The organism is Streptomyces spinosisporus (assembly GCF_022698145.1).
GTDB lineage: Bacteria > Actinomycetota > Actinomycetes > Streptomycetales > Streptomycetaceae > Streptomyces > Streptomyces spinosisporus.
In genome coordinates, this window is record NZ_JALDAX010000008.1 from 21,387 (window position 1) to 47,834 (window position 26,448).

The following is a 26,448-nucleotide window of genomic DNA, read 5'->3' on the forward strand; positions in this document are numbered from 1 at the left end:
ATTGGCTCTGTCCCGGCCGGGAACCCGGGTGCGCATGGTGACAGATCACAGCCGTGCACCCGTACTGGAGGCCCTCGTCGACTACCACCGCCGCAAGCGGCTGGCGTTCACGCCGCCGGGCCACAAACAGGCACGCGGCGCGGACCCCGCCGTACGCGAGGTGCTCGGTGACGCGGTCTTCCTCGGTGACGTTTTGGCGTCGGGCGGACTGGACGACCGGCTCACCCGGGGCCGGGTCCTGGAACGGGCCGAGGAGCTGATGGCCGACGCGGTGCACGCCGAGGACACGTTCTTCACCACGTGCGGCAGCTCCCTGTCCGTCAAGGCGGCCATGCTGTCCGTCGCGGGCCCGCACGAGAAGTTGCTGATCGGGCGGGACGCGCACAAGTCGGTCGTGTCGGGGCTGATCCTGGCGGGTATCGAGCCGGTCTGGGTCGAGCCGCGCTGGGACGCGCGGCTCCATATCGCCCATCCTCCCTCCGCCGAGGACTTCGAGTCGGCCTTCGACGCCCATCCCGACGCGAAGGGTGCGCTGGTCACCAGCCCGACGCCGTACGGTGCCTGCGCCGCGCTGGCGGAGATCGCCGAGGTCTGCCACCGGCGCTCGCGCCCTCTGGTGGTGGACGAGGCCTGGGGCGCCCATCTGCCGTTCCACCCCGACCTGCCGACCTGGGCGATGGACGCCGGCGCCGACATCTGCGTGACGAGCATCCACAAGATGGGCAGTGGGCTGGAGCAGGGCTCCGTCTTCCACCGGCGCGGCGAACTCGTTCCGGTGGACGTGCTGAAGACACGGGCGGACCTGCTCGGCACCACCAGCCCGTCGGTGCTGATCTACGCCGGGATGGACGGCTGGCGCCGTCAGATGGCGCTGCACGGGCGGGACCTCATGGGCGCCGCACTGGACCTGGCGGCCGAGGTCCGGGCGGCGATCGAGGAGATCGACGGGATGCACGTCCACGACCGCGCCGACTTCTGCGGCGAGGGGCTGGCCGACGACTTCGATCCGCTGCCCGTGATCATCGACATCGCCGGGCTCGGCATCACCGGGTTCCGGGCCGCGGACTGGTTGCGGGACAACCGGTCCCTGGACGCGCATCTCGTCGACCACCGCCGCATCGGCGCGCAGATCACGCACGCCGACGACCGCGGGACGGCCGACGAACTGCTCGCCGCGCTCAAGGATCTGGCGCGTGCCGCGCCGGGGCTCGCGGCCGGCCCGCGGGTCGACGTGCCGTCGCCGGCCGAGCTGCGCATGGCACAGGCCCTGCCGCCCCGGGACGCCTTCTTCGGTCCCACCGAGGACGTGCCCGCCGAGGACGCCGAGGGCCGGGTCGCAGCGGAGATGATCACACCGTATCCGCCCGGGATCCCGGCCGTCCTGCCGGGCGAGCGGCTGACCGCTCCGGTGCTGCGGTATCTGCGCACCGGCCTGGACGCGGGTATGCACCTGCCCGACCCGACCGATCCGACGCTCGCCACGATCAGGGTGGTGGCGTCCGATCAAGAGGCCGCGGAGTGAAACGGGTCACGTAACCGGCTCCCGGTTACCCAAAAGTCAGGTTGATGGTTTAGCGTTCATCCATACGTGGTGACGGAGTCGACCGTACCGTCCTCCGCCGCCACCGCTTACGGCCCTGGCTGGTCTCCCCCGTCCAGCCAGGGCTTTTTCATGCCCGCCGGGAGTTGGGCGGCGTCCTGTGAAGTTTCGCGGACGATTTCGGCGGGAACTGCCGTACGCCGAGGTGCCCGGGGCCTCCACAGCAGCTGAAATGGGCGTAGGGAAAGCACCGCAACCGATCGTCGGCGAGGAGCCCCGCGTCATGACCAAAGCGATCAAACTGCTGACCGCCCTCCCCCCGCCCCAGCGCCAGAGCCTGATGACGCTCGCGCGCGAGGTCTCCTTCCCCGAGGACACCCGGATCTTCGAGGCGGGAGGCAGGGCCGACCGCTTCTGGGTCATCCGCTCGGGCGCCGTCTCCCTCAGCCAGCAGGTCAACTCGCTGCAGCGGGTGACCGTCGCGAGCCTCGGCGCGGGCGATCTGCTGGGCTGGTCCTGGCTGTTCCCGCCGCACGAGTGGGACTTCGGCGCGGAGGCCTTCAGCCCCGTACGCGCCTACGAGTTCGACGCCGCGGCCGTGCTGCGGCTGTGCGAGGAGGACACCCAGCTCGGTCTGTCGCTGGTCCGCAGTGTCGCCGAGATCCTCGCGCACCGTCTGGAGACCACCCGCGGCAAGCTCATGGAACACGCGAGCCGGGGGCGCAGCATCCTCTAGGCCCGCACGCGGGGACTCAGATGCGGTAGCGGCGCAGCGCCGGGACCGCCGCGGCCAGGGCCAGCATCACGGCGACGACTAGGACGCCGCCGCCCGCCACCGCCGCGCGCGGTCCGAACGCCGAGCCGGCGGTGCCGTGCAGCACGTCGGCCAGGCGCGGCCCGCCCGCGACGACGACCGTGAAGACGCCCTGCATACGGCCGCGCATCTCGTCGGTGGCCGCGGACAGCAGAATGGCCCCGCGGAAGACCATCGAGACCATGTCGGCGAGACCGGCCAGGGCCAGGAAGGCGGCCGCGATCCACAGATTGCCGCTGAGCCCGAAGCCGGTGATCGCGACGCCCCAGGCGACGACCGCGCCGATCACCATCCAGCCGTGCCGGCGGGCCCGGGAGAAGGTGCCGGAGAACAGCCCGCCCAGCACGGCGCCGATGGGGATCGCCGCGAACAGCAGGCCGAGCGCGAGCCCTTCGCCGAAGGGGCGGTAGGTCTCGGCGGCGAGCTGCGGGAACAGGGCGCGGGGCATGCCGAAGACCATCGCGACGATGTCGGCGAGGAAGGACAGCAGCAGCACCTTGTGCATGGAGATGTAGCGGAAGCCCTCGACGATCGCGCGGACCCCGGCCCGCGCCGCCTTGCCGGCCAGCGGTGGCAGGGAGGGCAGCTTGTAGACGGCCCACACCGTCACGCACAGCGCGAGGGCGTCGATGAGATACAGCTCGGGCAGGCCGATGACCGGTATCAGCACACCGGCCAGCAGCGGTCCCACGACCTGGCCGGTCTGCATGACGGTCGAGCCCAGGGCGTTGGCGGCGGGCAGCTGGGCCTCGGGCACCAGGCGGGCGATCGAGGCGGTGCGGGCCGGGGCGTTGAGACCCCAGAACGCCTGCTGCATCGCGAGCAGGACCATCAGCGCGGCCACCGACTCCAGTCCGGTGATCGCCTGCACCCAGAACAGCAGCGAGGTGAGGGCGATCCCGGAGTTGGTGAGCAGCAGCAGCTTGCGGCGGTCCATGCTGTCGGCGATCGCGCCGCCCCACAGCGCGAACACGATCAGCGGCACCAGACCGGCCAGGCTCGCGGCGCCGACCCACGCCGAGGAGCCGGTGATGTCGTAGATCTGCTTGGGCACGGCGACCGCGGTGAGCTGGCTGCCGACGGCGGTGACGATGGTCGAGGACCACAGCCGGCGGTAGGCCGGGATGCTCAGCGGGCGGGTGTCCATGGCCCAGCGGCGCCAGCCGCGCCGGGGCGGGTCGACCGCGACGGGGTCCGTGGTCTTCGGGTCCGTACTGCTCTCGCTGGTGTCCACGACCGTCCTGGTTGCTTGCTACATCTATCGGTTCGGGCTCCACTATCGCAGCACCGGCGGGCAGTTCGGGACACGCGTGCCCGGATGCTGGACGCCGGGCCCGGTCGTTACGCCCCGGCCGTCACGCCCTGACGATCAGCAGGGTGCCGAGCGTGAGCATGGTCGCGGCCACCAGTCCGTCCAGCACGCGCCAGGCGGCCGGCCGGGCCAGGAAGCGGCCGAGCGCCCTGCCGCCGAAGCCGAGCGCCACGAACCAGCACAGGCTGGCGAGGGCCGCGCCGAGGCCGAACGTCCAGCGCAGCGCGCCGCGGTCGGCGGCGATCGAGCCGAGCAGGAACACGGTGTCGAGATAGACGTGGGGGTTGAGCCAGGTCAGCGCCAGACACGTGAGCACGGCCCGCTTGCGCGAGCCCGCCGGGTCGCCCTCGGTGCGCAGGGCGTCGCCGCCGGGCCGCAGCACGCGCCGGGCAGCGAGGACGCCGTAGCAGAGCAGGAAGGCGCCGCCCACCCAGCCGACCACGGTCAGCGCCTCGGGCCAGGCGACCACCACGGCGCCGACCCCGCCGACGCCGAGCGCTATCAGCAGCGCGTCGGACAGGGCGCAGATGCCGACCACCGCGAGGACGGCGTCGCGGCGGATGCCCTGGCACAGCACGAAGGCGTTCTGGGCTCCGATGGCGACGATGAGCGAGAGGCCGGTGCCGAAGCCGGCGACGGTGGTGGTCAAGGCGTTTGTCATGCCGTTGACGCTATGGAAGCGGAGTTCTGACGTACAGCTAAAGATTCTTACGTATCCTTAGCTGTCGTGAAGACGGAGCTGACGGAGCTACCCCTCGACCAGGTGCGCACCCTGCTCGCGGTGGTGGACGAGGGGACGTTCGACGCGGCGGCCGCGGCGCTGCATGTGACGCCGTCGGCGGTCAGTCAGCGGGTGAAGGCGCTGGAGCAGCGCACCGGGCGGGTGCTGCTGCTGCGCACCAAACCGGTCAGGCCGACGGAGTCGGGCGAGATCGTCGTGCGCTTCGCCCGGCAGCTCGCGCGGCTGGAACGCGACGCGCGCACCGAACTCGGCATGAGCGCCGCCGGGGAGGCGACCCGGGTCTCGATCGCGGTGAACGCCGACTCGCTGGCCACCTGGTTCCTGCCGGCGCTCACACAGGTACGCCATGAGCCGCGGCTCTGTTTCGAGCTGCGCCGCGAGGACGAGACCCGCACGGCGTCCCTGCTGCGCGAGGGTGTGGTGATGGCCGCCGTCACATCGTCGCCCGAGCCCGTGACGGGCTGTTCCGTACGCGCCCTCGGAAAGATGCGCTACGTCCCCGTCGCCCACCCCGACTTCGCCCGCGAGCACCTCGACGGCCCCCTCCGCGACGTCCTCGCCACCGCGCCCACCGTGGGCTTCGACCGCAGCGACGACCTCCAGGACAGCTTCGTCCGCCGCCTGCGCCACGACCGCACCGGCGCAAGCCCCGAACGCCACTACGTCCCGACCTCCGAGGGCTTCGCGGCATCCGTCGCCGCCGGCCTTGGCTGGGGCCTGGTCCCCGAGGTCCAGGCCGAACCCCTCCTCCGCACGGGCCACCTCATCAACTTCGCCCCCGACCACGCCCTGGACGTCCCCCTGTACTGGCAACAGTGGAAACTCGACTCCCCGGCACTGGCCGTGGTGGCGAAGGCGGTACTCGCCGCGGCGGAGGGGGCGTTGCGGGGCGGGTGAACTCGTCTGCTGCTGGGACTTCGCAGCGGTGCGATGAGGTCCGGTGCGTCTGGGGTGGGCCGCCGGAAGTACCCCGCGGCGTACGGCGCCGTGCGGCCGGATCAGACCACCGCATCGCCACCTCCACGTACCGCACCCAACGGAGGCAGCGGTCCGGCACGCGTGAACCCATGGCGGACGGAACGAAGCGCGAGCGTTCGGTGCGGCACGGGTACGGCCCGAGCGGACCGCCGCATCGCCACCCGCGCGTGCGGCGCCGGACGGAAGCGGCGCCCGGCGCAGGTGAAACCACCAGCGCACGGCACGTCGGGGCCACTCGGGGCGGCGCGGTGCATCCGGAGCCGCCACCTCGGTGGTGCAGCGCCACGCGCCCGGGTGAACCCACCCGAGCCCGCGCGCAGCGCGAGCATCGGTGCCACGCGGTGCACACCGGCCCTATCGGCACACCGCACCCCGCCGCCCGACCGAAGCGGTGCCCGGTGGCTCAGTGCAGGGAGTTCAGTTGTGCGGAGGCGCTGTCCAGGAGCATGTCCAGGGCCGTTGGGTAGGCGCTGTGGGTCATGCGGGCTGCCAGGAGGGGGGCTGTTTCGGCGATACGGGGGTGGGTGGTGCGGGGGAGGCGGGCGTAGGTGGATCGCCAGACGGCCTCGTCGGCGCGTAGTGCCGCGCTGGGCAGGGTCAGGGAGGCGGCGTCCAGGGCGGCGAAGGCCAGGGTCTGGTCGATGAAGGCGTGGTAGATGCGGACCGTGTCCGCCGGTGGGAAACCGGCCGAGCGCAGTATCTCCAGGACGGCCTCGTCCGCCGCCAGTTCGTTGGCGCGGCCACTGACCCGGCTGGTGGTGAGCACGGCCGCCTGCGGGCGGGCGAGGTAGGCGGCGTGGATGCGCAGGCCGACGGCGCGCAGGTCCGTGCGCCACTCCCCCGTCGGGGCCCAGCCGTCGAGGGCCTGTCCGATGAGTGCGTCGCCGATGGCGAGGGTGAGGTCGTCCATGCCGCGGAAGTAGCGGTAGAGGGTGCTCGGATCGGCGTCCAGGGCGAGGCCGAGACGGCGTGCGGTCAGGCCCGCGCTGCCGTGTTCGCGCAGCATGCGCAGCGCGGTCTCGACGATGAGCGCCTCGGACAGCACCGTGCCGCTCTTGGTCGGCCGGCGCCTGCGCCGCTTCTCCTCGGGCACCACCGGTTTGGGCACCGCACGACCTCCCGCCTTATGCCAACGCCATTGACCTTAGCCGACCTGCGGCGTTGTATCAGCGGCGGGGCCCCTCAGCACTTCGACCCTCAGGACAGGGAGATCTGTCATGCGTGTACTGCTCGTGGGCGCCGGAGGCGTCGGCACCGCCATCACCCGGATCGCCGCCCGGCGGCCGTTCTTCGAGGCGATGGTGGTCGCCGACTACGACCCGGCGCGCGCAGAGGCGGCCGTCGCCGCCCTCGACGACGCCCGCTTCGCAGCCGAGCGAGTCGATGCGAGTGACGAGGCCGCGGTGGCGGAGCTGCTGCGCCGGCACGAGTGCGATGTCCTCCTCAACGCCACCGACCCACGCTTCGTTATGCCCCTGTTCCGCGCGGCGCGCACCGCCGGCGCGACCTATCTCGACATGGCGATGTCCCTGTCGCACCCGCACGGCGAGCAGCCGTACGAGAAGTGTGGGGTCAAGCTGGGCGACGAGCAGTTCGCGCAGGCCGAGGAGTGGGAGAAGGCGGGCGCGCTGGCCCTCGTGGGCATGGGTGTGGAGCCCGGCCTGTCGGACGTCTTCGCCCGGTACGCCGCCGACGAACTCTTCGACGAGATCGAGGAGATCGGCGTCCGTGACGGCGCGAACCTCACCGTCGACGGGTACGACTTCGCCCCGTCCTTCAGCATCTGGACCACGATCGAGGAGTGCCTGAACCCTCCGGTCGTCTACGAGTCCGACCGCGGCTGGTTCACCACCGAGCCGTTCAGCGAGCCGGAGGTGTTCGACTTCCCCGAGGGCATCGGCCCCGTGGAGTGCGTGAACGTCGAGCACGAGGAGGTGCTGCTCGTGCCGCGCTGGGTGAAGGCGCGCCGGGTCACCTTCAAGTACGGCCTGGGACGGGAGTTCATCGAGACGCTTCGGACCCTGCATCTGCTGGGACTCGACCGCACCGACCCGGTGACCGTGCCGAGCGCCGCGGGCGCCGTGGCGGTCTCGCCCCGGGACGTCGTCGCCGCGTGTCTGCCCGATCCGGCGACGCTGGGCGAGCGCATGCACGGCAAGACCTGCGCGGGCACCTGGGTGCGGGGCACCAAGGACGGTGCGCCGCGCGAGGTGTACCTCTACCACGTCGTGGACAACCAGTGGTCCATGGCGGAGTACGGCAGCCAGGCGGTGGTGTGGCAGACGGCCGTCAACCCGGTCGTCGCCCTCGAACTGGTCGCCACCGGCGCCTGGTCCGGCTCCGGCGTGCTCGGTCCCGAGGCGTTCCCGGCACGTCCCTTCCTCGAACTGCTCACCGCGTACGGCTCCCCGTGGGGCATGCGCGAGCAGTGACCGGAGGGGTTCGCGGCCTTCTCCAGGACTCCGTTGTTTCACACACGCATCGACAGGTGACCCGCAATCGAGTAAGCCATCGGCGAGGGCACGTACGACTTCGATCGCAGGTGACATTGATGGACGACTGGCGAGACCAGGCCGCGTGCCGCAGCGAGGACCCCGACCTCTTCTTTCCCATCGGCACGTCCGGCCCGGCACTGATGCAGACCGAGCAGGCCAAGGCGGTGTGCCGGCGCTGCCCCGTCCGGGAGCGGTGTCTGCGCTGGGCGCTGGACACCACGGAGTGCATGGGTGTCTGGGGCGGCACGAGCGAGACCGAACGGCGTGCGCTACGGCGACGGGAGCGCGCCGACGCACGCAACTGACACCACCGAGGCAGTCGATTGCTTCACCGGCAGATCGCCGCACTCAGCCCTCGGGTGCCGGCCCGCCCGGCATGCGCAGGGTGAACACGGCGCCCGAGCCGGGTTCGCAGGCCGCGACGACCGTTCCACCGTGCGCGGCGGTCAGATGACGGACGATCGGCAGGCCGAGTCCGCTGCCGCCGGTGCGGCGGCTGCGGGACTTCTCGGCCCGCCAGAACCGTTCGAAGACATGCGGCAGATCCTCCGGCGCGATACCGCTGCCGGTGTCCGCCACGGTGAAGACGACCTCGTCGCCGTTGCGGCGGACCGCGAGGGTGACGGTGCCGTCGGCGGGTGTGTGCCGCAGCGCGTTGGAGACCAGGTTGCCGAGCGCCTGCCGCATGCGCACCGGGTCGGCGTCGAGCCAGGCGGCGCCGTCGTCCTCCGTGCGGATGGTGACGCCGGCCGCGTCGGCGGCGACACGGTGGGCGGCGGCCACCTGGTCGAGCAGCTCGTCGGCGCGCACCGGTTCGCGGTGCAGCCGCAGGGTGCCGGCGTCGGCGGCGGCGAGATCCTGGAGGTCGTCGATGACGCGCTGGAGCACCAGGGCCTCCTCGTGCAGGGAGGCGAGCAGCGCGGGATCCGGGTCGACCACACCGTCCCGGGTGACCTCCAGCCAGCCGCGGATGTTGGTGAGCGGGCTGCGCAGTTCGTGGGCGATGTCGCTGACCATGGCCTTGCGCTGGGACTCCAGGCGTTCGCGGCGCTCGGTGAGGTCGTTGAACGCCTCGGCCAGGATGCCGGTCTCGTCCCGCGTGGTCACCGGTACCCGCACATGCATGTCCGGCGGCTGCTGGGCCGCTTCGGTCAGCGCGCGCAGGGGCCGTACGAGGCGGGTGGCGACGACGGCCGTGACGACGACGGTGACGGCGAGCACCAGCCCGGCGGCGCCGACGATCTTGGCCTTGTTGGCCGGGGACATGTCGAAGCGGGGCGGGGCGGTCTCGTCGTCCCCGAGGTAGAGCTCGGCCACGGGCGCGACGTACGGGTCGAGTTGGGCACGCAGCGCGTCGTCCGTGCAGCTGCGTACGGTCTTCATCGCCGAGGAGTCGCCCATCTTGGCGTACTTGGCGACGAGGTATCTGCTCGACGGGGCCGCCGCGTTGGGGTTGAGCATGAGGTAGAGCGGCTGGTCGGAGCCGAGGCCGTGGTCCTTGAGGCAGCCGCGGGCGCCCTCGCTCAACGCCTCGAGGGCCTTGGTCTCGGTGCGGGTGGGGACGCCGAGCTGTCCGTATCCGCACTCCTGGGGCAGGTAGTCGGACGCGGCGGTCCCGTCCGGGTCGAGGAGGGCGGGGCGGCCGCTCGGTGTCTGCTCGATCCTGGTGTCGATGCTGAAGCGGGCGTAGCAGGACCGCTGTTTCTCGGCGATGGCCTGCAGCGTGCTGCGTTCGCGTGCGGTGAGCTTGTACGGGCCGACCGCGCGGGGGTCGATCCCGCTGAGCTGTGCGCCGGTCTCGCTGTAGGTGTCGCTGTGCAGGGGGTCGACGGTCGCTGCGGCTCCGAGCGGCAGGGCGGTGCCCTTGGCGGCGGAGTCGGCGATCAGGGTGCGGTCGGCGGTCGTCAGCGCGATGCGCCGGCCGGTCTGCGCGGCCAGGTGCCGTACGACGGACTGGACGCCGTTCCAGCGGGGGTGGGTGGCGGCGTAGCCGCTGAGCTCGGCCAGGATCTTCATGTCGTCGGCGAGGTCCTGTCCCTGTTCCTCGCGCAGGGCCCGGGTGGTGGTCTCCACCGCCAGCCAGGCCGTCGCCGCCACCGAGCAGACCGCGATGAGGGCCGACGCGATCAGCAGCCGCACCAGCAGCCGCTTGCGCAGCGGGATACGGCGCTTCACGGACGGCCGCCGCTGAGCTTGTAGCCGACCCCGAACACGGTCAGCAGCCGCACCGGGCGGCGCGGGTCGGTCTCGATCTTGCGGCGCAGGTTCATGATGTGGACGTCGATGGCGCGCTCGGTGGACGCCCGGTCGAAGCCGTGGGTGCACTGCAGCAACTGCCGCCGGGTGAAGACGCGTTCGGGCTCGGCGACCATGGCCAGCAGGATCTGGAACTCCGCCGGGGTGCACTCCACCGGCTCGCCCTCGCAGCGCACCTCGTGCCGCTCCGGGTCCACGCTGAGCCCCGCCGCCCGTACGACGGGATCCTCCCGCAGGCCGACGGCCCGGCCGCTGCGCCGCAGCACGGTGCGGATGCGGGCCATCAGCTCGCGCGGGCTGTACGGCTTCGTCATGTAGTCGTCGGCGCCCAGTTCCAGCCCGAGCAGGACGTCGTCCTCCTCGGAGCGGGCGGTGAGCATCACCACGGGGATGTCGTCCCCGGACCGGTCACCGCCGCGCAGCACCCGGCACACCCCGAAGCCGTCTACGACGGGCAGCATGAGGTCGAGGACGACCAGGTCGGGCCGGAGTCTGCGGGCGGCGTCCAGCGCGGCCGCGCCGTCGTGGACCACCGTGGCCGTATGGCCCTCGGCCAGCAGGGAACGGCGTATGAGTTCGGCCTGCATCTCGTCGTCCTCGGCGACCAGCACATGTGCGCACACGCGGCGGATCCTAGATGGTCAGCGCGCGAGGGACTTGGCGTCCCCCATGACGGCGATGGGATGGAGGGCGGGGTCGAGCGCGCGCAGCAGGTCCTTCATGTGCCGCTCGGAGATGCTGACGCAGCCGTGGGTGGGGCCGCCGTGGTCGACGTGGAACCATATGCCGCCGCCCCGGGCGGCCCCGAGGGGACGGGTCCAGTCGAGCGGGGTGGTGCCCGGCTTGCGGTTGTAGTTGATGGCCACCACGTAGTCGAAGGAGCCGGCGAGCGGCTCGCCCTCGAATCCCGTGCCGGGCGAGACGAACCCGCGGGAGTGGTGGTACGGCAGCCGCGTGCCGGGGTCGGCCAGCAGCCCGCCGGCGTCGGTGAGGCCGTACACGCCGATGGGCGAGCGCAGGTCGTTGCCCATGTGGTGGTCGGACCAGCCCTTGAGCGCGTTGTGCGCGGGCCAGGTGGCGTCGGCGTGCCAGCCCTCGGCCGTGCGCCGGTACAGGACGGCCGTGGAGCGCGGGGAGTCCTTGCCGCGACCGGTCACGACGACCGCCTGGCGGGCGTCGGTGGGGATGCGGGCGCGGGTCTTCGGGCCCAGGCCCGGCAGGTTCAGCGGGGCGCCCTGGGGGGACATCGCGGGCGAGGACGAGACGGTCGGACTGGTTGTGGGGGTACCCGGGTCGGCCGTGGCGCCGGGCGCAGGGCCCGTCGAGGCCACGGCCCCGCTGCCGCAACCCGTCAGGAGCAGACAGGCAGCGAGCAGGGCGAAACGGGGTTTCATCATGATCACGGATCGACTGTGACCGACTCATGTGAGGAACTCGTCAGGTTTTGAGCGCTGTTCGACTTCGACAGTGCCCGTTCGGATCACATCACCCAGCGTCACAGGGCGCCGTCGCACTACGCTCGACATCACCCGTCACCGCAAGGACGTATCCCGTCATCCAGGAAGGACCGGGCATGAGTGTTCGCGTGCGTCGTGTCTACGAGTCGCCCGAGCCGGACGACGGAGTCCGCGTCCTGGTCGACCGGCTGTGGCCGCGCGGGATCTCCAAGGAGTCCGCGCAGGTGGACGAGTGGCCGAAGGCCATGACCCCGTCCACCGAGCTGCGCCGCTGGTACCACGCGGGCGAGGGGTCCTACGAGGAGTTCGCCGGCCGGTACGAGTCGGAGCTGGACGCCCCCGAGGCGGCCGAACTCCTGGATCACGTACGGGAGTTGGCTGCCAAGGGGACCGTGACGCTGCTGACCGCCGCCAAGGAGCCGGACACGAGTCACGCCGCCGTGCTGCTCCGGCTGCTGGAGGAGCGCTCGGCGTAGCTCTCGGTGACGGCCAACGCGGCTGCCATGATGCTGAGTTGGGGGTTCACCTCCGGGCAGCCCGGCAGCACCGAGGCGTCGGCGACGAGCACGCCGTCGACGCCGCGCAGCCGGCCCTCGGCATCGGCGGGCGCCCGGTGCGGATCACCGCCCGCGGCGACGGTGCCGGTCGGGTGGAAGGCCGACAGATGCAGATCGCGCGCGGTGATGCCGGCGAGCAGGGCGTCGAGTTCACCGAGGGTTCGGGCGCGCGGCGCCCGGGGGATGCCGGTGAGGACCTCCTTCGCCCCCGCGGCGAACAGGACACGTCCCATGGCCTGTACAGCCGTCATCAGCCGCTCGCCGTCGCGGGGGTCCAGGCTGTAGCGGACCAGGGTGCGGTCGCGGCCCAGGACGCGGCCCGAGGGACGGTCGGCGATCATGGCGCCGAGGACGGCCAGCCGGTCGGCGCCCTCCAGTTCGCGGCGCAGGGAGCGGCCGACGCCGGGCAGGACGAAGCTGCTCATGCCGGGCGGGCTCGCCGTCGCCTCGATCAGGATGCCGCGCTCGTGCAGTTCCTCGATGCCGGCGCTCTGCAGGACGCCCTTCCAGGAGGTGACCGGTTCGGGGAAACGGCCTGCGACGCTGGTGGCCGGGTGGACGCTGAGGTTGCGGCCCAGGCGGGGATGGCCGCCGAGGCCGGAGCGGCGCAGCAGTTGCGGCGTCTGCAGCGCTCCCGCGGCCGTGACGACGAGAGGGCTGAGGATCTCCAGCTCGCTGCCGTCGGCCCGGCGCACCAGGACGCCGGATGCCCTGGGCAGGCCCGGACGATCGTGGTCGAGCAGGATGCGCAGGACCCGTGCGCCGGTGACGATGCGCGCTCCGGCGGCGCACGCTTCGGGCAGCACGGACAGCTGCACGCTCTGCTTGGCACCGGTGGGGCAGCCCACGACGCACTGGCAGGAGCCCTTGCAGCCCGGCGCGTTGCGGCGCAGCGGACCCGCCCGCCAGCCGAGCCGTTCGGCGCCTGCGAGGGCGAGCAGGCCGTTGGCGCCGAGGACGCCGAGCGGCTGGGTGGCGACGCGCAGGGTGCGTTCGACCTCGTCGAGATGTGCGGGCAGGCCGTCGGCGAGGTGGAAGCCGTGGCAGCGGCTCCAGCGGTCGAGGACATGGTCCGGAGTGCGGTAGCAGGTACCGGAGTTGACGACGGTGGTGCCGCCGACGGCCCGTCCGACCGGCAGCAGCAGGGGCGGGTTGCCGAGCGCGGCCGTCGCGCCGCCGTCCCGGTACAGATCGGTGAAGCGGTCCAGCGGCGGTCGGCGGCCGAAGGATGCCGTTGTGTGGTGCTCGCCCTCCTCCAGCACGACGACGGACAGCCCGGCGCGCGCGAGGGTCCGCGCGGCCATGGCCCCTCCGGCGCCGGAGCCCACCACGACGGCGTCGGCGGTGGCGCGGTCGGGCCACTCCTCGGCGGGGGTGCAGTCCAGCGGCGGGTCCTCCGGCGCAACCTCTGCGCGTGGAAGCGGCGTCCGCTCGGTGGCCGCGGCGAGCAGCACGGGGACCTTGAGGAGGTCGAGCGCCGGTACGAGCCCGGGGCGTGCGGCGAGCGACCCGAGCACGCGCTCGCGCTCGTCCGGGGTGAGTCCGGCGAGGCGGCGCCCGCTGTGCAGCAGGGCGTAGGCGTCGACGGCGGCGGCAGCCGTGCGTACTCCCGCACGTACCGGCGCCGGAAGTGCGGACAGGAACGTGTCGAGCCGGGCGGGCACGCGCGCTGCCCATTCCTCGTCGTCGGTGTCGGCGAGCAGGGCGGCGACCAGTCCGTGTGCGCTCATCGGTCCCCCACCTCGGCATGTGCGGTGGCCCGCAGGGTCCATGAGGCCTCGCTGCGCCAGCGGCCCCACCAGCGTTCCAGCAGGACGGTCGCGTCGGCGCTCTCGCTGTTGCGGCACACGGCGGCGGCGCCGTCCGGGTCACGGTAGTCCAGGGCGAGCGTGCGTTCCTCGGGCTGGGTGACCTCGACGCGGATGCGGCGCAGCAGCGTACGGCCGGTCACGGTCCACGTCGGCAGCCCGATGCGGGCGCGGAACCGTCCGGCGCCGAGCAGGCCGACCGCGGAGCGCTCGGGCCGGCGCGGCCAGGTACGTCCGTTGCGGTGCAGACGCAGGAAGACGAGCGGAGGCAGTCGCCGCAGCACGGGACGCGTCGACACCGCCGCGACCACTTCGAGGACGTCCGAGCCGCCCAGGTCCGCGTGCAGCCAGGCCCAACGGCGGGCGTTGCCACGGCCGTTGATGCGGGCGGAGGCTCCGGGGGCGGCGCGCAGTGTCAGTGTGTTCTCGCCGTCGCCGAACGTTCCGTCGTAGGTGGCCCGTGCCGCCGGAAGCATGTGTGTCGCGGGGAGCAGGGGGCGCCGCCAGGACCAGCGGGGAAAGGTGAACAGCGGCTCGCCCAGGGGCTGTTCGGTGAGGTTCCAGTGGAAGTCGCCCGCGCTGCCGGTCAGTCGGCCCGGGCCCGCGTCGACGCCTTCGGCGGTGAAGCCGTGCGTGGGGCTGTGCCAGGGGGCGGGCCCGAAGCGGACGTGGCGCACCTTTCCCTCGGGCGGGAAGGCGGCCGCCCAGCCGTGGGCGATCGGTGCGGATCCGTCGGCGGGCGCGACCAGTTCGTGGTGCAGCCAGATGCCGGTGCCGGTCGCGGGGTCGGTCAGGGTGGTGTACCAGACCTCGGTGCGACCGGGGCTGCCGTCCCAGCGCGGCACGGCGTATTGGGCGGCGTCCTCGCGCCGGGGAAAGCGGAAGCTCAGCAGGAAGGGCGCGAGTCCGGTCGTGACGGGGAAGCGGAGGGTGCCCTGTCCGGCCCGCGCGCCGTCCTCGTAGAGCGTGAACGGCAGGACGGTCATCGACCTCACCGGGTGGCGCGGGCTCACCGACTTCCAGCCGTCCAGGGTGAAGTCGCGGCCGTCGGCGGTGAACGTCAGCCGGTAGCGGATGCGGCGGCGGGCGAGCGGGGATATCTCCAACTCCCCTGTGGCGTTTGGGTCGTCGGCCAGTCCGGCGATGCGGAGGCGGCCGTGGACCTGGGCGGAGGTGGTGCGGTGCGGGCGCAGGATCTCCTCGCACTCGGCCCGCAGGTCCAGGCGGATGCGGCGGACCGGGTCGCCGGTGTCGAGCCGGACCGTGCCGAGCATCGTCTCCGTGAACGTCGTGCCCCTCACGCCAGTCCCTCCAGCATGATCTTCTCGGTGACCCGCAGATAGGCGTCGGCTGCCGCGTGCGCCTTCCGGCCGTCGCCGGACGCCACCGCCTCGACCACCGGGGCGAGCCGCCGGTGGGCCGTCTCCGGGTCGGTGAACGGCCCGCTCAGGGCGGCGCGTACGGGTAGATAGGCGTTGAAGAGCGTGTTGGTCAGCAGGACGTAGACCCGGTTGCCGGTCGCCCGGGCCAGCGCGCGGTGCACCTCGACGTCGGCCAGCTGCACCGCGTCCGCGCCGACGGCCTCCCGTACGGCATCGAGGAGCCGGCGCAGTTCGGCGTGCTGTTTGGAGGTGGCTCGTGCCGCGGCCCGCTCGGCGATCAACGCGCCCACGGAGCGCCGTACTTCGAAGATCTCCCGGACCCACTTGGCGTCGTGGCGCACGAGCATCGGCAGGAGGTCGGCGCCGCCGAGCCGGGCGTAGTCACGCACCTTGGTGCCGACTCCGTGCCGGGTCTCCAGCAGGCCGGCCTGGACGAGGCGGCCGAAGGCGTGCTTGAGGGTGGTGCGGGTGACGCCGTACCCGTCGGCCAGTTGGCGTTCCGGAGGCAGATAGCTGCCCGCGGGATGGCGTCCGGCCAGGATGTCCTCGCGCAGCCTGGATTCCAGGACGTCCACGATGGTCTCGCGGGGCAGGGCCTCCACGGGTGCCTCCTCGGGCGAATGGTGTGGATGAGTGGCTGATCCACTCAACCAGCAGCATTGACCGACGGTCAACCCCCTGTCGCACGCCCGCCGTTCACATGGCGACGCCGAAGGGGCGGCCGGTCGCGTCGACCGGCCGCCCCTTGTGCCCTTCAGCCCTGGTCAGGCGGTCTGCCGCGCCGCCGCCCGGCCGGCCGCGCGGCCCGAGAAGAGGCAGCCGCCGAGGAAGGTGCCCTCCAGGGCGTTGTAGCCGTGGACGCCGCCGCCGCCGAAGCCGGCGACCTCGCCGGCCGCGTAGAGGCCCTCGATCGGGTCGCCGTCGGTGCCCAGGGCGCGGGAGTCCAGGTCGGTCTGGATGCCGCCGAGGGTCTTGCGGGTGAGGATGTTGAGCTTGACGCCGATCAGCGGTCCCGCCGCCGGGTCGAGGATGCGGTGCGGGCCGGCGACGCGGCCCAGGCGGTCGCCGATGTAGCGGCGGGCGTTGCGGATGCCCTGGATCTGGGAGTCCTTGCTGTACGGGTTGGCCAACTGCAGGTCGCGGGCCTCGATCTGGCGGCGCACCTCGGCGGCGTCCAGCAGCGGCTTGTCCGTCAACTCGTTCATCTTAGTGACCAGTTGCTCCAGCGTCGGCGCGGTCACGAAGTCGGCGCCCTTGCGCAGGAAGGCGTCCACCGGTCCCGGGGCGCCCTTGCCGAGGCGGTTCTTCAGCACCGCCGCCTTGTCCTTGGCGGTGATGTCGGGGTTCTGCTCGGAGCCCGACAGCGCGAACTCCTTCTCGATGATCTTCCGGGTGAGGATGAACCAGGAGTGGTTGTGCTCGGCGATGTCCTCGGTGGTGCGCAGGTACTTGAGGGTGTTGAGGGTGTCGTAGCCCGGCAGGCACGGGTCGGGAAGCCTGCGGCCGAGGGCGTCGAGCCACATCGACGACGGGCCGGGCAGGATGCGGATGCCGTGCCCCGGCCAGATCGGGTCCCAGTTGCGCAGACCCTCGGTGTAGTGCCACATGCGGTCGCGGTTGACCAGCCGTACGCCCGCCTCGGCGCTGATGTCGAGCATGCGGCCGTCGACGTAGGCGGGCACGCCGGTGACCATCTCGGTGGGCGGGGTGCCGAGGCGCTCGGGCCAGTAGCGGCGGACGATGTCGTGGTCGGCGCCGATGCCGCCGGAGGTGACGACGACGGCCTTCGCGGTGAGTTCGAAGTCACCGATGCGGTCGCGGTTGGAGGCGACGCCGCGCGCGGAGTCGTCCGGGGCGAGGACCGTGCCGCGCACGCCGCGCGCGGCGCCCTCCTCGATGACGAGCTCGTCGACCCGGTGCCGGTGGTGGAAGGTCAGCAGTCCGTCGCGCGCGGCCTGCTTGGCGTAGTTCACGAAGGGTTCGACGACTCCGGTGCCGGTGCCCCAGCTGATGTGGAAGCGGGGCACGGAGTTGCCGTGTCCGTGCGCCCTGAGGTCGCCGCGCTCCGCCCAGCCGACCGTGGGCAGCACCTTGATGCCGTGCCCCTCCAGCCAGGACCGCTTCTCCCCCGCCGCCCATTCGACGTAGGCGCGCGCCCAGCGCACCGCCCAGGAGTCCTCGTCGTCCTCGCGGTCGAACTGGGCGCTGCCCTGCCAGTCGCTCCAGGCGAGTTCGAAGGAGTCCTTGATGCCGAGCCGTCGCTGCTCCGGGGTGTCGACGAGGAAGAGTCCGCCGAAGGACCAGAACGCCTGGCCGCCGAGGTTGGCGGCGTTCTCCTGGTCGACCAGCGCGACCCGCCGGCCCCGGCTGGTGAGCTCGTGCGCGGCGACCAGGCCCGCGAGGCCCGCTCCGACGACGATGACGTCCGCATCCATGGCGACCGATCCTTCTCTCAATGGGGGTCAGACTGAGGGCTGCTGCCGTCCGTCAGCAGCGCGGTGAGCAGTTGTTTGAGCCAGGTGCGCGCGGCCTCGACGTCCCTGTCCAGCAGCAGTTGGGTGGTGACGCCGTCGTAGGCGGCCACCACGGCGTGGGCCGCGCCGTCGACGTCGCCCAGTACGGCGGGCAGTGCGCCGAAGCCGCGTGCGCGGGCGAGCCGTTCGGCGATCGCGCGGCGCAGCCGTGCCCGGTGTTCCAGCAGCGTCCCGGCGACGTGCGGGGCGCGGGCGGCGTACACCAGGAAGTCCGTCTTGACCAGCAGCCAGTCCAGGTCGAGGAGCAGCACCTCGGTGACCCGGTCGACGGCGGCGGGCACGTCGAGGTCCGGCCCGTCCTGGGCGAGGGCCCCGGACACCTGCTCCGCGATGAGGTCGGCGCGCTCGCGGTAGAGGGCGAAGAACAGCTCGTCCAGGCTGTCGAAGTTGGAGTAGAACGCGCCCCTGCTGTACCCGGCGGCCTCGCAGACCTCCTCGATCGAGACCCGTCCGAAGCCCTTGGCGGCGAACACGGCGAAGGCGGCGTCGAGAAGGTTGGCCCGCGTGCGGACCCTGCGCCGCGTGACGCGCCGCTCCGCCTTCTCCTCGGTCACCATGCCCGTACCTCCGTTCGATACGGGAATGTATCCGATACAGCAATGCATCGAAAGGGGTTCACCAGCGAGAGGCGGCAGGGGAACCGGGAAAGCCGAGGGGAACAAAAGTTCGAATGGAGGAGTACGCTGGTTCCATGACCACGCACCTCCAGGGCTCGCTCTTCGACCAGACCGACCAGCTGCGGCTCGGCCCCCTCGGCGGGATCCGGCGCACCTGGCTCGGCCTCGGCGCGTGGATCGACGTGCTGCCCGGATGGCTCGGCGGCTCGGACGCCCTGTTCGAACACCTCGCCGCCGAGGTGCCGTGGCGCGCGGAGCGCCGGAAGATGTACGACCAGGTCGTCGACGTACCCCGGCTGCTCTCCTTCTACGGCGCGGACGACCCGCTTCCGCACCCCGTCCTGGACGAGGCTCGCGAGGCCCTGTCCGCGCACTACGCCGGCGAACTGGGCGAGCCGTTCACCACGGCCGGGCTCTGCTACTACCGCGACGGGCGCGACAGCGTCGCCTGGCACGGCGACCGGATCGGGCGGGGCGCCCGCGAGGACACGATGGTGGCCATCGTCTCCGTGGGCGCGCCCCGCGATCTGCTGCTGCGCCCGGTGCGGGGCGGCGAGAGCGTGCGGCGCCCGCTGGGGCACGGCGACCTCATCGTGATGGGCGGCTCCTGCCAGCGGACCTGGGAGCACTGCGTACCGAAGACCACACGCGCCGCGGGACCGCGCATCAGCATCCAGTTCCGCCCGCACGGCGTGCAGTGAGGCGGAGAGGCGGCCGCTTCGGCTGCGCGCAGGGGGCTGCCTCCGGCGGACGGTGCCGGAGGCAGCCCTTCCCCTTGTACACCTGCCCAGAGGCGTGAGCGCCGGGAACATACCAACGCGCCTGCTGTTCACCGTGCGCCCCGAACTCGCCGATATGCGCCCTGAACTCGCCGATTGGCGCGGACCCGACGGTTCCGGTGGTGTGCGGGTCTGCTTTGCTGGTGCCCGTCGGGGGCAGGACCTCATCACGCGGGGCGATCATGCGCGCAGACGTACGGCAAGTCGCCGACGGCATCCACCTGGTGCACGGCAGCAACACCAACTGGGTCATCATCACCGAGGGAAACGAGATCACCCTCGTCGACACGGGCTACCCCGGAGACCGTGAGCAGCTGCTCGCCTCCCTGGAAGCGGTGGGCGGCGCGCCGGAGGCGGTCTCGGCGGTGCTGATCACGCACGCCCACAACGACCACCTGGGCTCCGCCGAGTTCCTCCGCTGCACCTACGGCACGCCCATCTACCTCCACCCGGCCGAAGTGCCGCACGCACGGCGGGAGTTCCTGCACCAGGTGACCATCGGGCAGGTCCTGAAGAACAGCTGGCGGCCCGGCGTGCTGCCCTGGTCGGTGCACGCCCTGCGGTCCGGCGGCACGGCCCATGTGCCGGTCGCCGTGCCGGAGCCCTTCCCGGCGGAGGGCGCGCTGGACCTGCCCGGCCGGCCCGTTCCGGTGCACACCCCCGGCCACACCGACGGCCACGCGGCCTTCCACCTCCCGGACACCGGGGTGCTGATCTCGGGCGACGCCCTGGTCAGCGGCCACCCCACGTCACGCGTCAAGGGGCCGCAGCTGCTGCCGGACATGTTCCACCACGACCGCTCCCGCGCCGTCGCCTCGCTGGACGTTCTCGCCGCACTGGACGGCGACCTGATGCTGCCCGGACACGGTCCCGCGCACCGCGGTCCGGTGGGTGAGGCAGCACTTCAGGCCAAGGAGCGTGCCCTTTAAGGTGAGGTGACGATCACCGCGAGGGCGAGGACACGCGAGCCATGGCACTGCAGATCAGCGCGACGAACCCGGAGCACCCCGCGCTCCTGCTGGCGCTGCCGTGGCAGCTGCCCCTGGAGGAGTGGCCGGAGGAGTACCTGGTCCCGCTCCCCCGCGGCATATCCCGTCACGTCGTGCGTTACGCCCGCGCCGGCGACGAGGTCATCGCCGTCAAGGAGCTCGCCGAACGTCCCGCCCAGCGCGAGTACGAGCTGCTGCGCGACCTCGACCGGCTCGGCATCCCGGCGGTCGACCCGCTCGCCGTGGTCACCGGCCGCTCCGACGCCGACGGGGAGCCGTTGGAGCCGGTGCTGATCACCCGGCATCTGCGCGGCTCGCAGCCGTACCGCTCGATGTTCGAGACGACCCTGCGGCCGGCCACCATGCACCGCCTCATGGATGCCCTGGCCGTGCTGCTGGTGCGGCTGCATCTGGCGGGGTTCGCGTGGGGCGACTGCTCCCTGTCCAACACGCTCTTCCGGCGCGACGCGGGCGCCTACGCCGCCTACCTGGTGGACGCCGAGACCGGCGATCTGCATCCCGCGCTCAGCTCCGGCCAGCGGGAGTACGACCTCGACCTGGCCCGGGTGAACATCAGCGGCGAGCTGCTGGACCTGGAGGCCTCGGGCGCGCTGCACCCGTCCGTGGACCCGATCGAGTTCGGCACGGAGATCTGCGCACGCTACGGCGACCTGTGGGAGGAGCTGACCCGGACCTCCGTCTATCCGGCGGGCAAGTACCACTACATAGAGCGCCGGATACGCCGGCTGAACGACCTCGGCTTCGACGTGGCCGAGATGCAGATCGCGCACTCCTCGAACGGCGACACCGTCACCTTCGTGCCCAAGGTCGTCGACGCCGGTCACCACCAGCGCCAACTGCTGCGCCTGACCGGCCTGGACGCGGAGGAGAACCAGGCCCGGCGGCTGCTCAACGACCTGGAGAGCTGGATGGCGACCCAGGACGACTACGCGCCCGGCGACCCCCTCGCGGCCCGGCCCGAAGTGCTGGCGCACCGGTGGGTGCGCGACGTCTTCCGCCCCACCGTGCGCGCCGTACCGGTCGAACTGCGCGGCACGATGGACGCCGCGGAGATCTACCACGAACTGCTGGAGCACCGCTGGTACCTGTCCGAGCGTGCCCAGCACGACATCGGCCTGGACACCGCGGTCGAGGACTACATCAAGAACATCCTGCCGAAGGCCCGCGAGACGCTGCAGCCCATGTCGGGCGAGTGACTCACTCGGTGTGCGGGATCACCGCGACCGGGCAGGGCGCGTGGTGCAGCACCCCGTGCGCGACCGATCCGATGCGTGCACCCACGCCCGTACGGCGGGCACGCCGCCCGACGACCATCAGCTGGGCCCGCCCGGCGACCGACAGCAGCACCTGACCCGCGCTGCCGATCTCCAGGTGCTCGATCACGGGAACGTCCGGGAACAGCTCCCGCATCGGCTGCAGCGCGGCGCCGAGCGCCTTCTTCTCGAACGGCTCCAGGCCGCCCGCCTCGTCGAGCAACTGCATCGAACCCGGGCTGTAGGCGAACACCGGCGGCAGGGACCAGGCCCGCACCGCACGCACGGTGGCGCCGCGCCGGGCCGCGATCTCGAACGCGAACCGCAACGTCTCGGCGCTGTCCTCCGGTTCGCCCTGCTGGCCGACGACGATCTCGCGGCCCGCGGCCTCGGCCGACGGCTGGTCCCCGGCGCGTACGAGCACCACCGGCCGATTCGCCCCGACGATCACCTGCTGGCCGACGGAGCCGAGCAGGAAGCCCACGACGGGGCCGTGGCCGCGTGAGCCGAGCACCAGCAGCTCCGCCTCCGCGGCGGCGTCGAGCAGCGTCTCGACCGTGTCCCCCGAGACGACGTCGGTGACGACGTCCAGACCGGCGTGCCGTGCGGTGACACCGCGGACGGCCTCATCCAGCGCGTCGCGCACCCATCGGGCCTGGGTGCCGGGGTCCGCGGCGTCGATCGCCTCGTACGGCTGGAAGGTCCAGGCCTGCACCACGCGCAGCGTCAGGCCCCGGCGCACCGCCTCCCTCGCCGCCCAGTCCAGAGCGGCGAGGCTCTCCTCGGTTCCGTCGACCCCCGCGGTGATCGGGCGCGTCATGTGCTGCCTCCAAAGTCGTGGTCGCCTCGCTGGGAGTCAGTCTTCACTAAGCTTGTCCCATGGCCTTGGAATGGGAGCAAGTCAACGTCGACGCCGCCGACACGGTCGCACTGGGACGCTGGTGGAGCGAGGCGCTCGGCTGGGTCGTGGTCAACGACGACCCCGACGAGTTCGAGATCCGGCCCGACAAGGACACGCTGCCCGGGCTCATCTTCGCCCAGGTCCCGGAGAGCAAGACGGTCAAGAACCGGCTGCACATGGACTTCCGCCCGGACGACCAGGAAGCGGAGGTCGCCCGGCTCCTCGCGCTGGGCGCACGGCACGTGGACATCGGCCAGGGCGACGACGTTCCCTGGGTGACGCTGGCGGACCCCGAGGGCAACGAGTTCTGCGTGCTCTCCTCGCGACGCCGCTGACCGCCCGTCCCACTGGCACCTGCCGCCCCGGATCGAGGCGGCCGCCCGCCTCATGGCGGGGCGAAGCGGGACGATCGAACATACGATGGGCGGGAGCCGGCGCGGCGACCGCCTCAGCGACAGCGCTCGTCGAGCCGTCGGTCCGACCACTCGGGGTGGGAGACGTATGGCACAGGCGTCCGACGCAGCGCGGACTGTCATCATGACCGTGGACGACGATCCGGGAGTGTCCCGGGCCGTCGCCCGCGACCTGCGGCGCCGCTACGGCGAGTCGTACCGCATCGTCCGCGCGGAGTCCGGCGAGTCGGCGCTGGACGCGCTGCGGGAGCTGAAGCTGCGCGGTGATCTCGTGGCCGTGATCCTCGCGGACTACCGCATGCCGCAGATGAACGGCATCGAGTTCCTGGAGCAGGCCCTCGACGTCTATCCGGGCGCACGGCGGGTCCTGCTGACCGCGTACGCCGACACCAACGCGGCGATCGACGCGATCAACGTCGTCGACCTCGACCACTATCTGCTCAAGCCCTGGGACCCGCCGGAGGAGAAGCTCTACCCCGTCCTGGACGACCTCCTGGAGGCCTGGCGCTGCAGCGACTTCCGCCCGGTGCCCAGCACCAAGGTGGTCGGGCACCGCTGGTCGGCGCGCTCGTCGGACGTACGGGAGTTCCTGGCGCGCAACCAGGTGCCCTACCGCTGGTACTCCGCCGAGGAACCCGAGGGGCAGCGGCTGCTGGCGGCCGCCGGGCAGGACGGACAGCGGCTGCCGCTGGTGATCACCCCGGACGGGGCGCCGCTGGTGGAGCCGGAGGCTCCGGAGCTGGCCGCGCGGGTGGGCCTGGCGACGACGCCCGCGGCCGACTTCTACGACCTCGTCGTCATCGGCGGCGGGCCCGCGGGGCTCGGTGCCGCGGTCTACGGCGCCTCCGAGGGGCTGCGGACCGTGCTCGTGGAGCGGTCGGCGACCGGAGGGCAGGCGGGGCAGAGCTCACGGATCGAGAACTACCTCGGCTTCCCGGACGGCGTGTCCGGGGCGCAGCTCACCGATCGGGCCCGGCGGCAGGCCGGCAAGTTCGGCGCCGAGATCCTCACCACGCGCGAGGTGACCGGTCTGGAGGTCAACGGGGCCGCGCGGACGGTGCGCTTCTCCGACGGCTCGGCGGTCGCCGCGCACAGCGTGATCCTCGCGACGGGCGTCTCCTACCGGCAGTTGGAGGCCCCCGGCTGCACCGACCTGACCGGCTGCGGGGTCTTCTACGGCTCGGCGCTCACCGAGGCGGCCTCCTGCCAGGGGCAGGACGTGTACATCGTCGGCGGCGCCAACTCCGCCGGACAGGCGGCCATGTACCTCGCCCGGGGCGCCAAGTCGGTCACCCTGCTGGTGCGCGGCGCCGACCTGTCCGCGTCGATGTCGTACTACCTCATCCAGCAGATCAACGAGTCGCCGAACATCTCGGTACGCGCGCGTACCGTCGTCGAGGCCGCACACGGCTCGGGCCGTCTGGAGCAGCTCCTGCTGCGCGACGTGGACACCGGCGAGACCGAACTCGTCGACGCGCAGTGGATGTTCGTGTTCATCGGCGCCGCCCCGCTGACCGACTGGCTGGACGGCACGGTGCTGCGGGACGACCACGGGTTCATCCTGGCCGGGCCCGACCTGACCGCGGACGGAAGGCCGCCCGCGGACTGGGAACTGGACCGGTCGCCGTACCACCTGGAGACCAATATTCCCGGCGTGTTCGTGGCGGGCGACGCACGCGCCGACTCCGCCAAGCGCGTCGCGTCCGCCGTCGGAGAGGGAGCCATGGCCGTGATGCTCGTCCACCGGTATCTGGAGCAGTCGTGAGCGGGCAGTTGATGCCCTGCAGCCCGCAGGAGATCAGTTCGCTGTTCCTGTTCGAGAAGCTCACCCCGGAGCAGCTCGGGCGGCTGTGCAGCGAGGGGCGGGTGGAGCAGTTCGAGCCGGGGCCGGTGTACACCGAGGGCGAGCCCGCCACCTGCTTCTACGTGATGGTCGAAGGCACCGTCGTGCTGTACCGGCGGGTCGGCGGCGACGACGTGGAGGTCACCCGCACCTCACAGCCCGGGGTGTACTCGGGCGCCATGCAGGCCTACATCGGGGACCGGGTCCGCCAGGTCTACAACAACTCCATGCGCGTCACGGAGCCGACCAGGTTCTTCGTGCTGCCCGCGGACACCTTCGCGGCCATCATGCAGGAGTGGTTCCCGATGGCGGTGCATCTGCTGGAGGGGCTGTTCTTCGGTTCGAAGAGCACCCAGCGCGCCATCGGACAGCGCGAACGGCTGCTGGCGCTGGGCTCGTTGTCCGCCGGGCTCACGCATGAGCTGAACAACCCGGCCGCCGCGGCCGTGCGGGCCACCGCCACGCTGCGGGAGCGGGTCGGCAAGATGCGCCACAAGCTGGCGGTCATCGCGCAGGGCTCGTACAGCCCCGAGGTCATGGCCAACCTCATCGACATCCAGGAACGCACGGCCGAACGCGTCGCCAAGGCACCGACGTTGAGCCCCCTGGAGGCGTCGGACCGGGAGGACACGGTCACCGACTGGCTGGACGACCACGACATCCAGGACGGCTGGCGGATCGCGCCCACCTTCGTGCAGGCCGGTCTCGACGTCGACTGGCTGGACCAGATCGCGGCCGCCGTGGACGAGGAGATCCTGCCGAACGCGATCGGCTGGCTCAACTACACCGTCGAGACCGAGCTGTTGATGGACGAGATCAACGACTCCACCACCCGCATCTCGCATCTCGTCGACGCCGCCAAGCAGTACTCGCAGCTCGACCGCGCCCCGTTCCAGAACGCCGACGTGCATGAACTCCTCGACAGCACCCTGCTGATGCTCGGCGGCAAGATCGGCCCGCGGATCGAGGTCGTCAAGGACTACGACCGTACGCTGCCGAGGATCCCCGCCTACCCGGCGGAGCTCAACCAGGTGTGGACCAACCTGATCGACAACGCGGTCTCCGCGATCAACAGCGTCGGCGGGGAAGGCACGTTGACCGTGCGGACGGCGATGGAGCACGACATGCTGCTCGTCGAGTTCCGGGACACCGGGCCCGGCGTGCCGAAGGAGATCCGCGGCCGCATCTTCGACCCGTTCTTCACCACCAAGCCGGTCGGCGAGGGCACGGGGCTCGGCCTGGACATCTCCTGGCGGATCGTCGTCAACAAGCACCACGGCACCCTCCAGGTCGAGTCCGAACCCGGCGACACCCGCTTCCAGGTCCTGCTGCCGCTGACCGCCCCGGCCGACGAAACCTCCGAGGAGCCCGTATGACCAGCGCCGACGGAATCGACCCGAGCGTCCCGCCGAGCGGCACCGGATGCACCGAGTGCGACGAGGCGGGCGGCTGGTGGTTCCATCTGCGGCGGTGCGCCCAGTGCGGTCACGTGGGCTGCTGCGACGACTCCCCCGCCAAGCACGCCACCGCCCACTGGAAGGCCACCGGCCACCCCGTGATCCAGAGCTTCGAGCCGGGCGAGAGCTGGTTCTGGGACTTCGACAGTGCGCAGCTGTACGAGTCCGGTCCCGATCTCGCACCGCCGCAGAGCCACCCGGCGGACCAGCCGGCGCCGGGTCCCGCGGGGCGGGTGCCGGAGGACTGGATGAAGACGCTGCGGTCCTGAACACGGCGGGAAGGTCCTGAACACGGCAGGT

Annotated in this window: 25 protein-coding genes; 13 read left to right on the plus strand and 12 right to left on the minus strand. The window is 72.0% G+C overall.

What is annotated here, in order from left to right:
* Nucleotides 1–34: 34 nt before the first annotated feature.
* Both MQN93_RS21515 and MQN93_RS21520 read left to right on the plus strand, forming a co-directional pair.
* Nucleotides 35–1,522 carry an aminotransferase class I/II-fold pyridoxal phosphate-dependent enzyme gene (locus tag MQN93_RS21515; RefSeq protein ID WP_242710849.1) on the plus strand — a complete coding sequence of 496 codons (1,488 nt, stop codon included), beginning with the start codon at nucleotides 35–37 and terminating at the stop codon, nucleotides 1,520–1,522.
* A 301-nt stretch (nucleotides 1,523–1,823) separates the two neighbouring features.
* The gene (locus tag MQN93_RS21520) at nucleotides 1,824–2,276 is read left to right on the plus strand and encodes a cyclic nucleotide-binding domain-containing protein (protein WP_016433174.1); all 453 of its coding nucleotides are present in this window, start codon (nucleotides 1,824–1,826) and stop codon (nucleotides 2,274–2,276) included.
* A gap of 16 nt (nucleotides 2,277–2,292) precedes the next feature.
* Here MQN93_RS21520 and MQN93_RS21525 read toward each other — a convergent pair whose 3' ends face one another.
* Complete coding sequence (locus MQN93_RS21525; protein ID WP_016433175.1) at nucleotides 2,293–3,588, minus strand: MFS transporter; 1,296 nt, start codon at nucleotides 3,586–3,588, stop codon at nucleotides 2,293–2,295.
* A gap of 121 nt (nucleotides 3,589–3,709) precedes the next feature.
* On the minus strand, nucleotides 3,710–4,327 hold the full coding sequence (locus MQN93_RS21530) for a LysE/ArgO family amino acid transporter (protein WP_242710850.1): 618 nt from the start codon (nucleotides 4,325–4,327) through the stop codon (nucleotides 3,710–3,712).
* Between the two features lie 66 nt (nucleotides 4,328–4,393).
* Here MQN93_RS21530 and MQN93_RS21535 point away from each other — a divergent pair, with 66 nt between their 5' ends.
* Nucleotides 4,394–5,305, plus strand: a complete 912-nt coding sequence (locus tag MQN93_RS21535) for a LysR family transcriptional regulator ArgP (RefSeq protein WP_242710851.1) — start codon at nucleotides 4,394–4,396, stop codon at nucleotides 5,303–5,305.
* Nucleotides 5,306–5,789: 484 nt separating this feature from the next.
* On the opposite strand, the gene MQN93_RS21540 is transcribed toward MQN93_RS21535, so the two are convergent.
* Complete coding sequence (locus MQN93_RS21540; RefSeq protein ID WP_242710852.1) at nucleotides 5,790–6,494, minus strand: TetR/AcrR family transcriptional regulator; 705 nt, start codon at nucleotides 6,492–6,494, stop codon at nucleotides 5,790–5,792.
* 109 nt (nucleotides 6,495–6,603) lie between these two features.
* Between MQN93_RS21540 and MQN93_RS21545 the strand changes: the two genes are divergently transcribed.
* Nucleotides 6,604–7,818 (plus strand): saccharopine dehydrogenase family protein, encoded by a 1,215-nt coding sequence (locus MQN93_RS21545; RefSeq protein WP_242710853.1) that lies wholly within the window; start codon nucleotides 6,604–6,606, stop codon nucleotides 7,816–7,818.
* A gap of 119 nt (nucleotides 7,819–7,937) precedes the next feature.
* Complete coding sequence (locus tag MQN93_RS21550) at nucleotides 7,938–8,186, plus strand: WhiB family transcriptional regulator (RefSeq protein ID WP_016433181.1); 249 nt, start codon at nucleotides 7,938–7,940, stop codon at nucleotides 8,184–8,186.
* A gap of 43 nt (nucleotides 8,187–8,229) precedes the next feature.
* Here the strand turns inward: MQN93_RS21550 and MQN93_RS21555 are convergent, their stop codons facing one another.
* Genes MQN93_RS21555 through MQN93_RS21565 form a run of 3 tightly spaced genes read right to left on the minus strand, consistent with a single transcriptional unit; the run spans nucleotide 8,230 to nucleotide 11,540 of the window.
* The gene (locus MQN93_RS21555; protein ID WP_242710854.1) at nucleotides 8,230–10,056 is read right to left on the minus strand and encodes a sensor histidine kinase; all 1,827 of its coding nucleotides are present in this window, start codon (nucleotides 10,054–10,056) and stop codon (nucleotides 8,230–8,232) included.
* The gene (locus tag MQN93_RS21560) at nucleotides 10,053–10,760 is read right to left on the minus strand and encodes a response regulator transcription factor (RefSeq protein ID WP_242710855.1); all 708 of its coding nucleotides are present in this window, start codon (nucleotides 10,758–10,760) and stop codon (nucleotides 10,053–10,055) included. Before MQN93_RS21560 ends, MQN93_RS21555 begins: the two co-directional genes overlap by 4 nt.
* Before the next feature lie 18 nt (nucleotides 10,761–10,778).
* On the minus strand, nucleotides 10,779–11,540 hold the full coding sequence (locus tag MQN93_RS21565) for a hypothetical protein (RefSeq protein WP_372504417.1): 762 nt from the start codon (nucleotides 11,538–11,540) through the stop codon (nucleotides 10,779–10,781).
* Nucleotides 11,541–11,710: 170 nt separating this feature from the next.
* Here MQN93_RS21565 and MQN93_RS21570 point away from each other — a divergent pair, with 170 nt between their 5' ends.
* Nucleotides 11,711–12,070, plus strand: a complete 360-nt coding sequence (locus MQN93_RS21570) for a DUF488 domain-containing protein (protein ID WP_242710856.1) — start codon at nucleotides 11,711–11,713, stop codon at nucleotides 12,068–12,070.
* Here MQN93_RS21570 and MQN93_RS21575 read toward each other — a convergent pair.
* The 5 genes from MQN93_RS21575 to MQN93_RS21595 form a co-directional block, all read right to left on the minus strand.
* Entirely contained in the window at nucleotides 12,025–13,881 is a 1,857-nt protein-coding gene (locus MQN93_RS21575; protein ID WP_242710857.1) for a GMC family oxidoreductase, read from the minus strand. The genes MQN93_RS21570 and MQN93_RS21575 overlap by 46 nt on opposite strands.
* Entirely contained in the window at nucleotides 13,878–15,260 is a 1,383-nt protein-coding gene (locus MQN93_RS21580; RefSeq protein WP_242710858.1) for a tocopherol cyclase family protein, read from the minus strand. The genes MQN93_RS21575 and MQN93_RS21580 overlap by 4 nt, the downstream gene beginning before the upstream one ends.
* On the minus strand, nucleotides 15,257–15,943 hold the full coding sequence (locus MQN93_RS21585) for a FadR/GntR family transcriptional regulator (RefSeq protein WP_242710859.1): 687 nt from the start codon (nucleotides 15,941–15,943) through the stop codon (nucleotides 15,257–15,259). The genes MQN93_RS21580 and MQN93_RS21585 overlap by 4 nt, the downstream gene beginning before the upstream one ends.
* A 162-nt stretch (nucleotides 15,944–16,105) precedes the next feature.
* Nucleotides 16,106–17,776, minus strand: coding sequence for an FAD-binding dehydrogenase (locus tag MQN93_RS21590; RefSeq protein WP_242710860.1), 1,671 nt, complete (start codon nucleotides 17,774–17,776; stop codon nucleotides 16,106–16,108).
* A gap of 17 nt (nucleotides 17,777–17,793) precedes the next feature.
* Nucleotides 17,794–18,432, minus strand: coding sequence for a TetR/AcrR family transcriptional regulator (locus tag MQN93_RS21595; protein WP_016433190.1), 639 nt, complete (start codon nucleotides 18,430–18,432; stop codon nucleotides 17,794–17,796).
* Nucleotides 18,433–18,566: 134 nt separating this feature from the next.
* On the opposite strand from MQN93_RS21595, the gene MQN93_RS21600 reads away from it, so the two are divergent.
* The 3 genes from MQN93_RS21600 to MQN93_RS21610 all read left to right on the plus strand — a co-directional run bounded on the left by MQN93_RS21600 (nucleotide 18,567) and on the right by MQN93_RS21610 (nucleotide 21,477).
* Nucleotides 18,567–19,193, plus strand: coding sequence for an alpha-ketoglutarate-dependent dioxygenase AlkB (locus tag MQN93_RS21600; protein ID WP_242710861.1), 627 nt, complete (start codon nucleotides 18,567–18,569; stop codon nucleotides 19,191–19,193).
* Between the two features lie 260 nt (nucleotides 19,194–19,453).
* Complete coding sequence (locus MQN93_RS21605) at nucleotides 19,454–20,200, plus strand: MBL fold metallo-hydrolase (protein ID WP_016433192.1); 747 nt, start codon at nucleotides 19,454–19,456, stop codon at nucleotides 20,198–20,200.
* 41 nt (nucleotides 20,201–20,241) lie between these two features.
* Nucleotides 20,242–21,477: a DUF4032 domain-containing protein gene (locus MQN93_RS21610; protein ID WP_242710862.1), complete on the plus strand. Its 1,236-nt coding sequence runs from the start codon at nucleotides 20,242–20,244 to the stop codon at nucleotides 21,475–21,477.
* A 1-nt stretch (nucleotide 21,478) separates the two neighbouring features.
* On the opposite strand, the gene MQN93_RS21615 is transcribed toward MQN93_RS21610, so the two are convergent.
* A complete protein-coding gene (locus MQN93_RS21615) occupies nucleotides 21,479–22,354 on the minus strand; it encodes a universal stress protein (RefSeq protein WP_242710863.1) in 876 nt (291 codons plus the stop codon).
* Nucleotides 22,355–22,413: 59 nt separating this feature from the next.
* Here MQN93_RS21615 and MQN93_RS21620 point away from each other — a divergent pair, with 59 nt between their 5' ends.
* The 4 genes from MQN93_RS21620 to MQN93_RS21635 all read left to right on the plus strand — a co-directional run bounded on the left by MQN93_RS21620 (nucleotide 22,414) and on the right by MQN93_RS21635 (nucleotide 26,417).
* On the plus strand, nucleotides 22,414–22,770 hold the full coding sequence (locus MQN93_RS21620) for a VOC family protein (RefSeq protein ID WP_016433195.1): 357 nt from the start codon (nucleotides 22,414–22,416) through the stop codon (nucleotides 22,768–22,770).
* Nucleotides 22,771–22,936: 166 nt separating this feature from the next.
* Nucleotides 22,937–24,613, plus strand: a complete 1,677-nt coding sequence (locus MQN93_RS21625; RefSeq protein WP_016433196.1) for an NAD(P)/FAD-dependent oxidoreductase — start codon at nucleotides 22,937–22,939, stop codon at nucleotides 24,611–24,613.
* Nucleotides 24,610–26,067, plus strand: a complete 1,458-nt coding sequence (locus tag MQN93_RS21630; RefSeq protein ID WP_242710864.1) for an ATP-binding protein — start codon at nucleotides 24,610–24,612, stop codon at nucleotides 26,065–26,067. Before MQN93_RS21625 ends, MQN93_RS21630 begins: the two co-directional genes overlap by 4 nt.
* Nucleotides 26,064–26,417: a UBP-type zinc finger domain-containing protein gene (locus MQN93_RS21635; RefSeq protein ID WP_242710865.1), complete on the plus strand. Its 354-nt coding sequence runs from the start codon at nucleotides 26,064–26,066 to the stop codon at nucleotides 26,415–26,417. The genes MQN93_RS21630 and MQN93_RS21635 overlap by 4 nt, the downstream gene beginning before the upstream one ends.
* Nucleotides 26,418–26,448 lie beyond the last annotated feature (31 nt).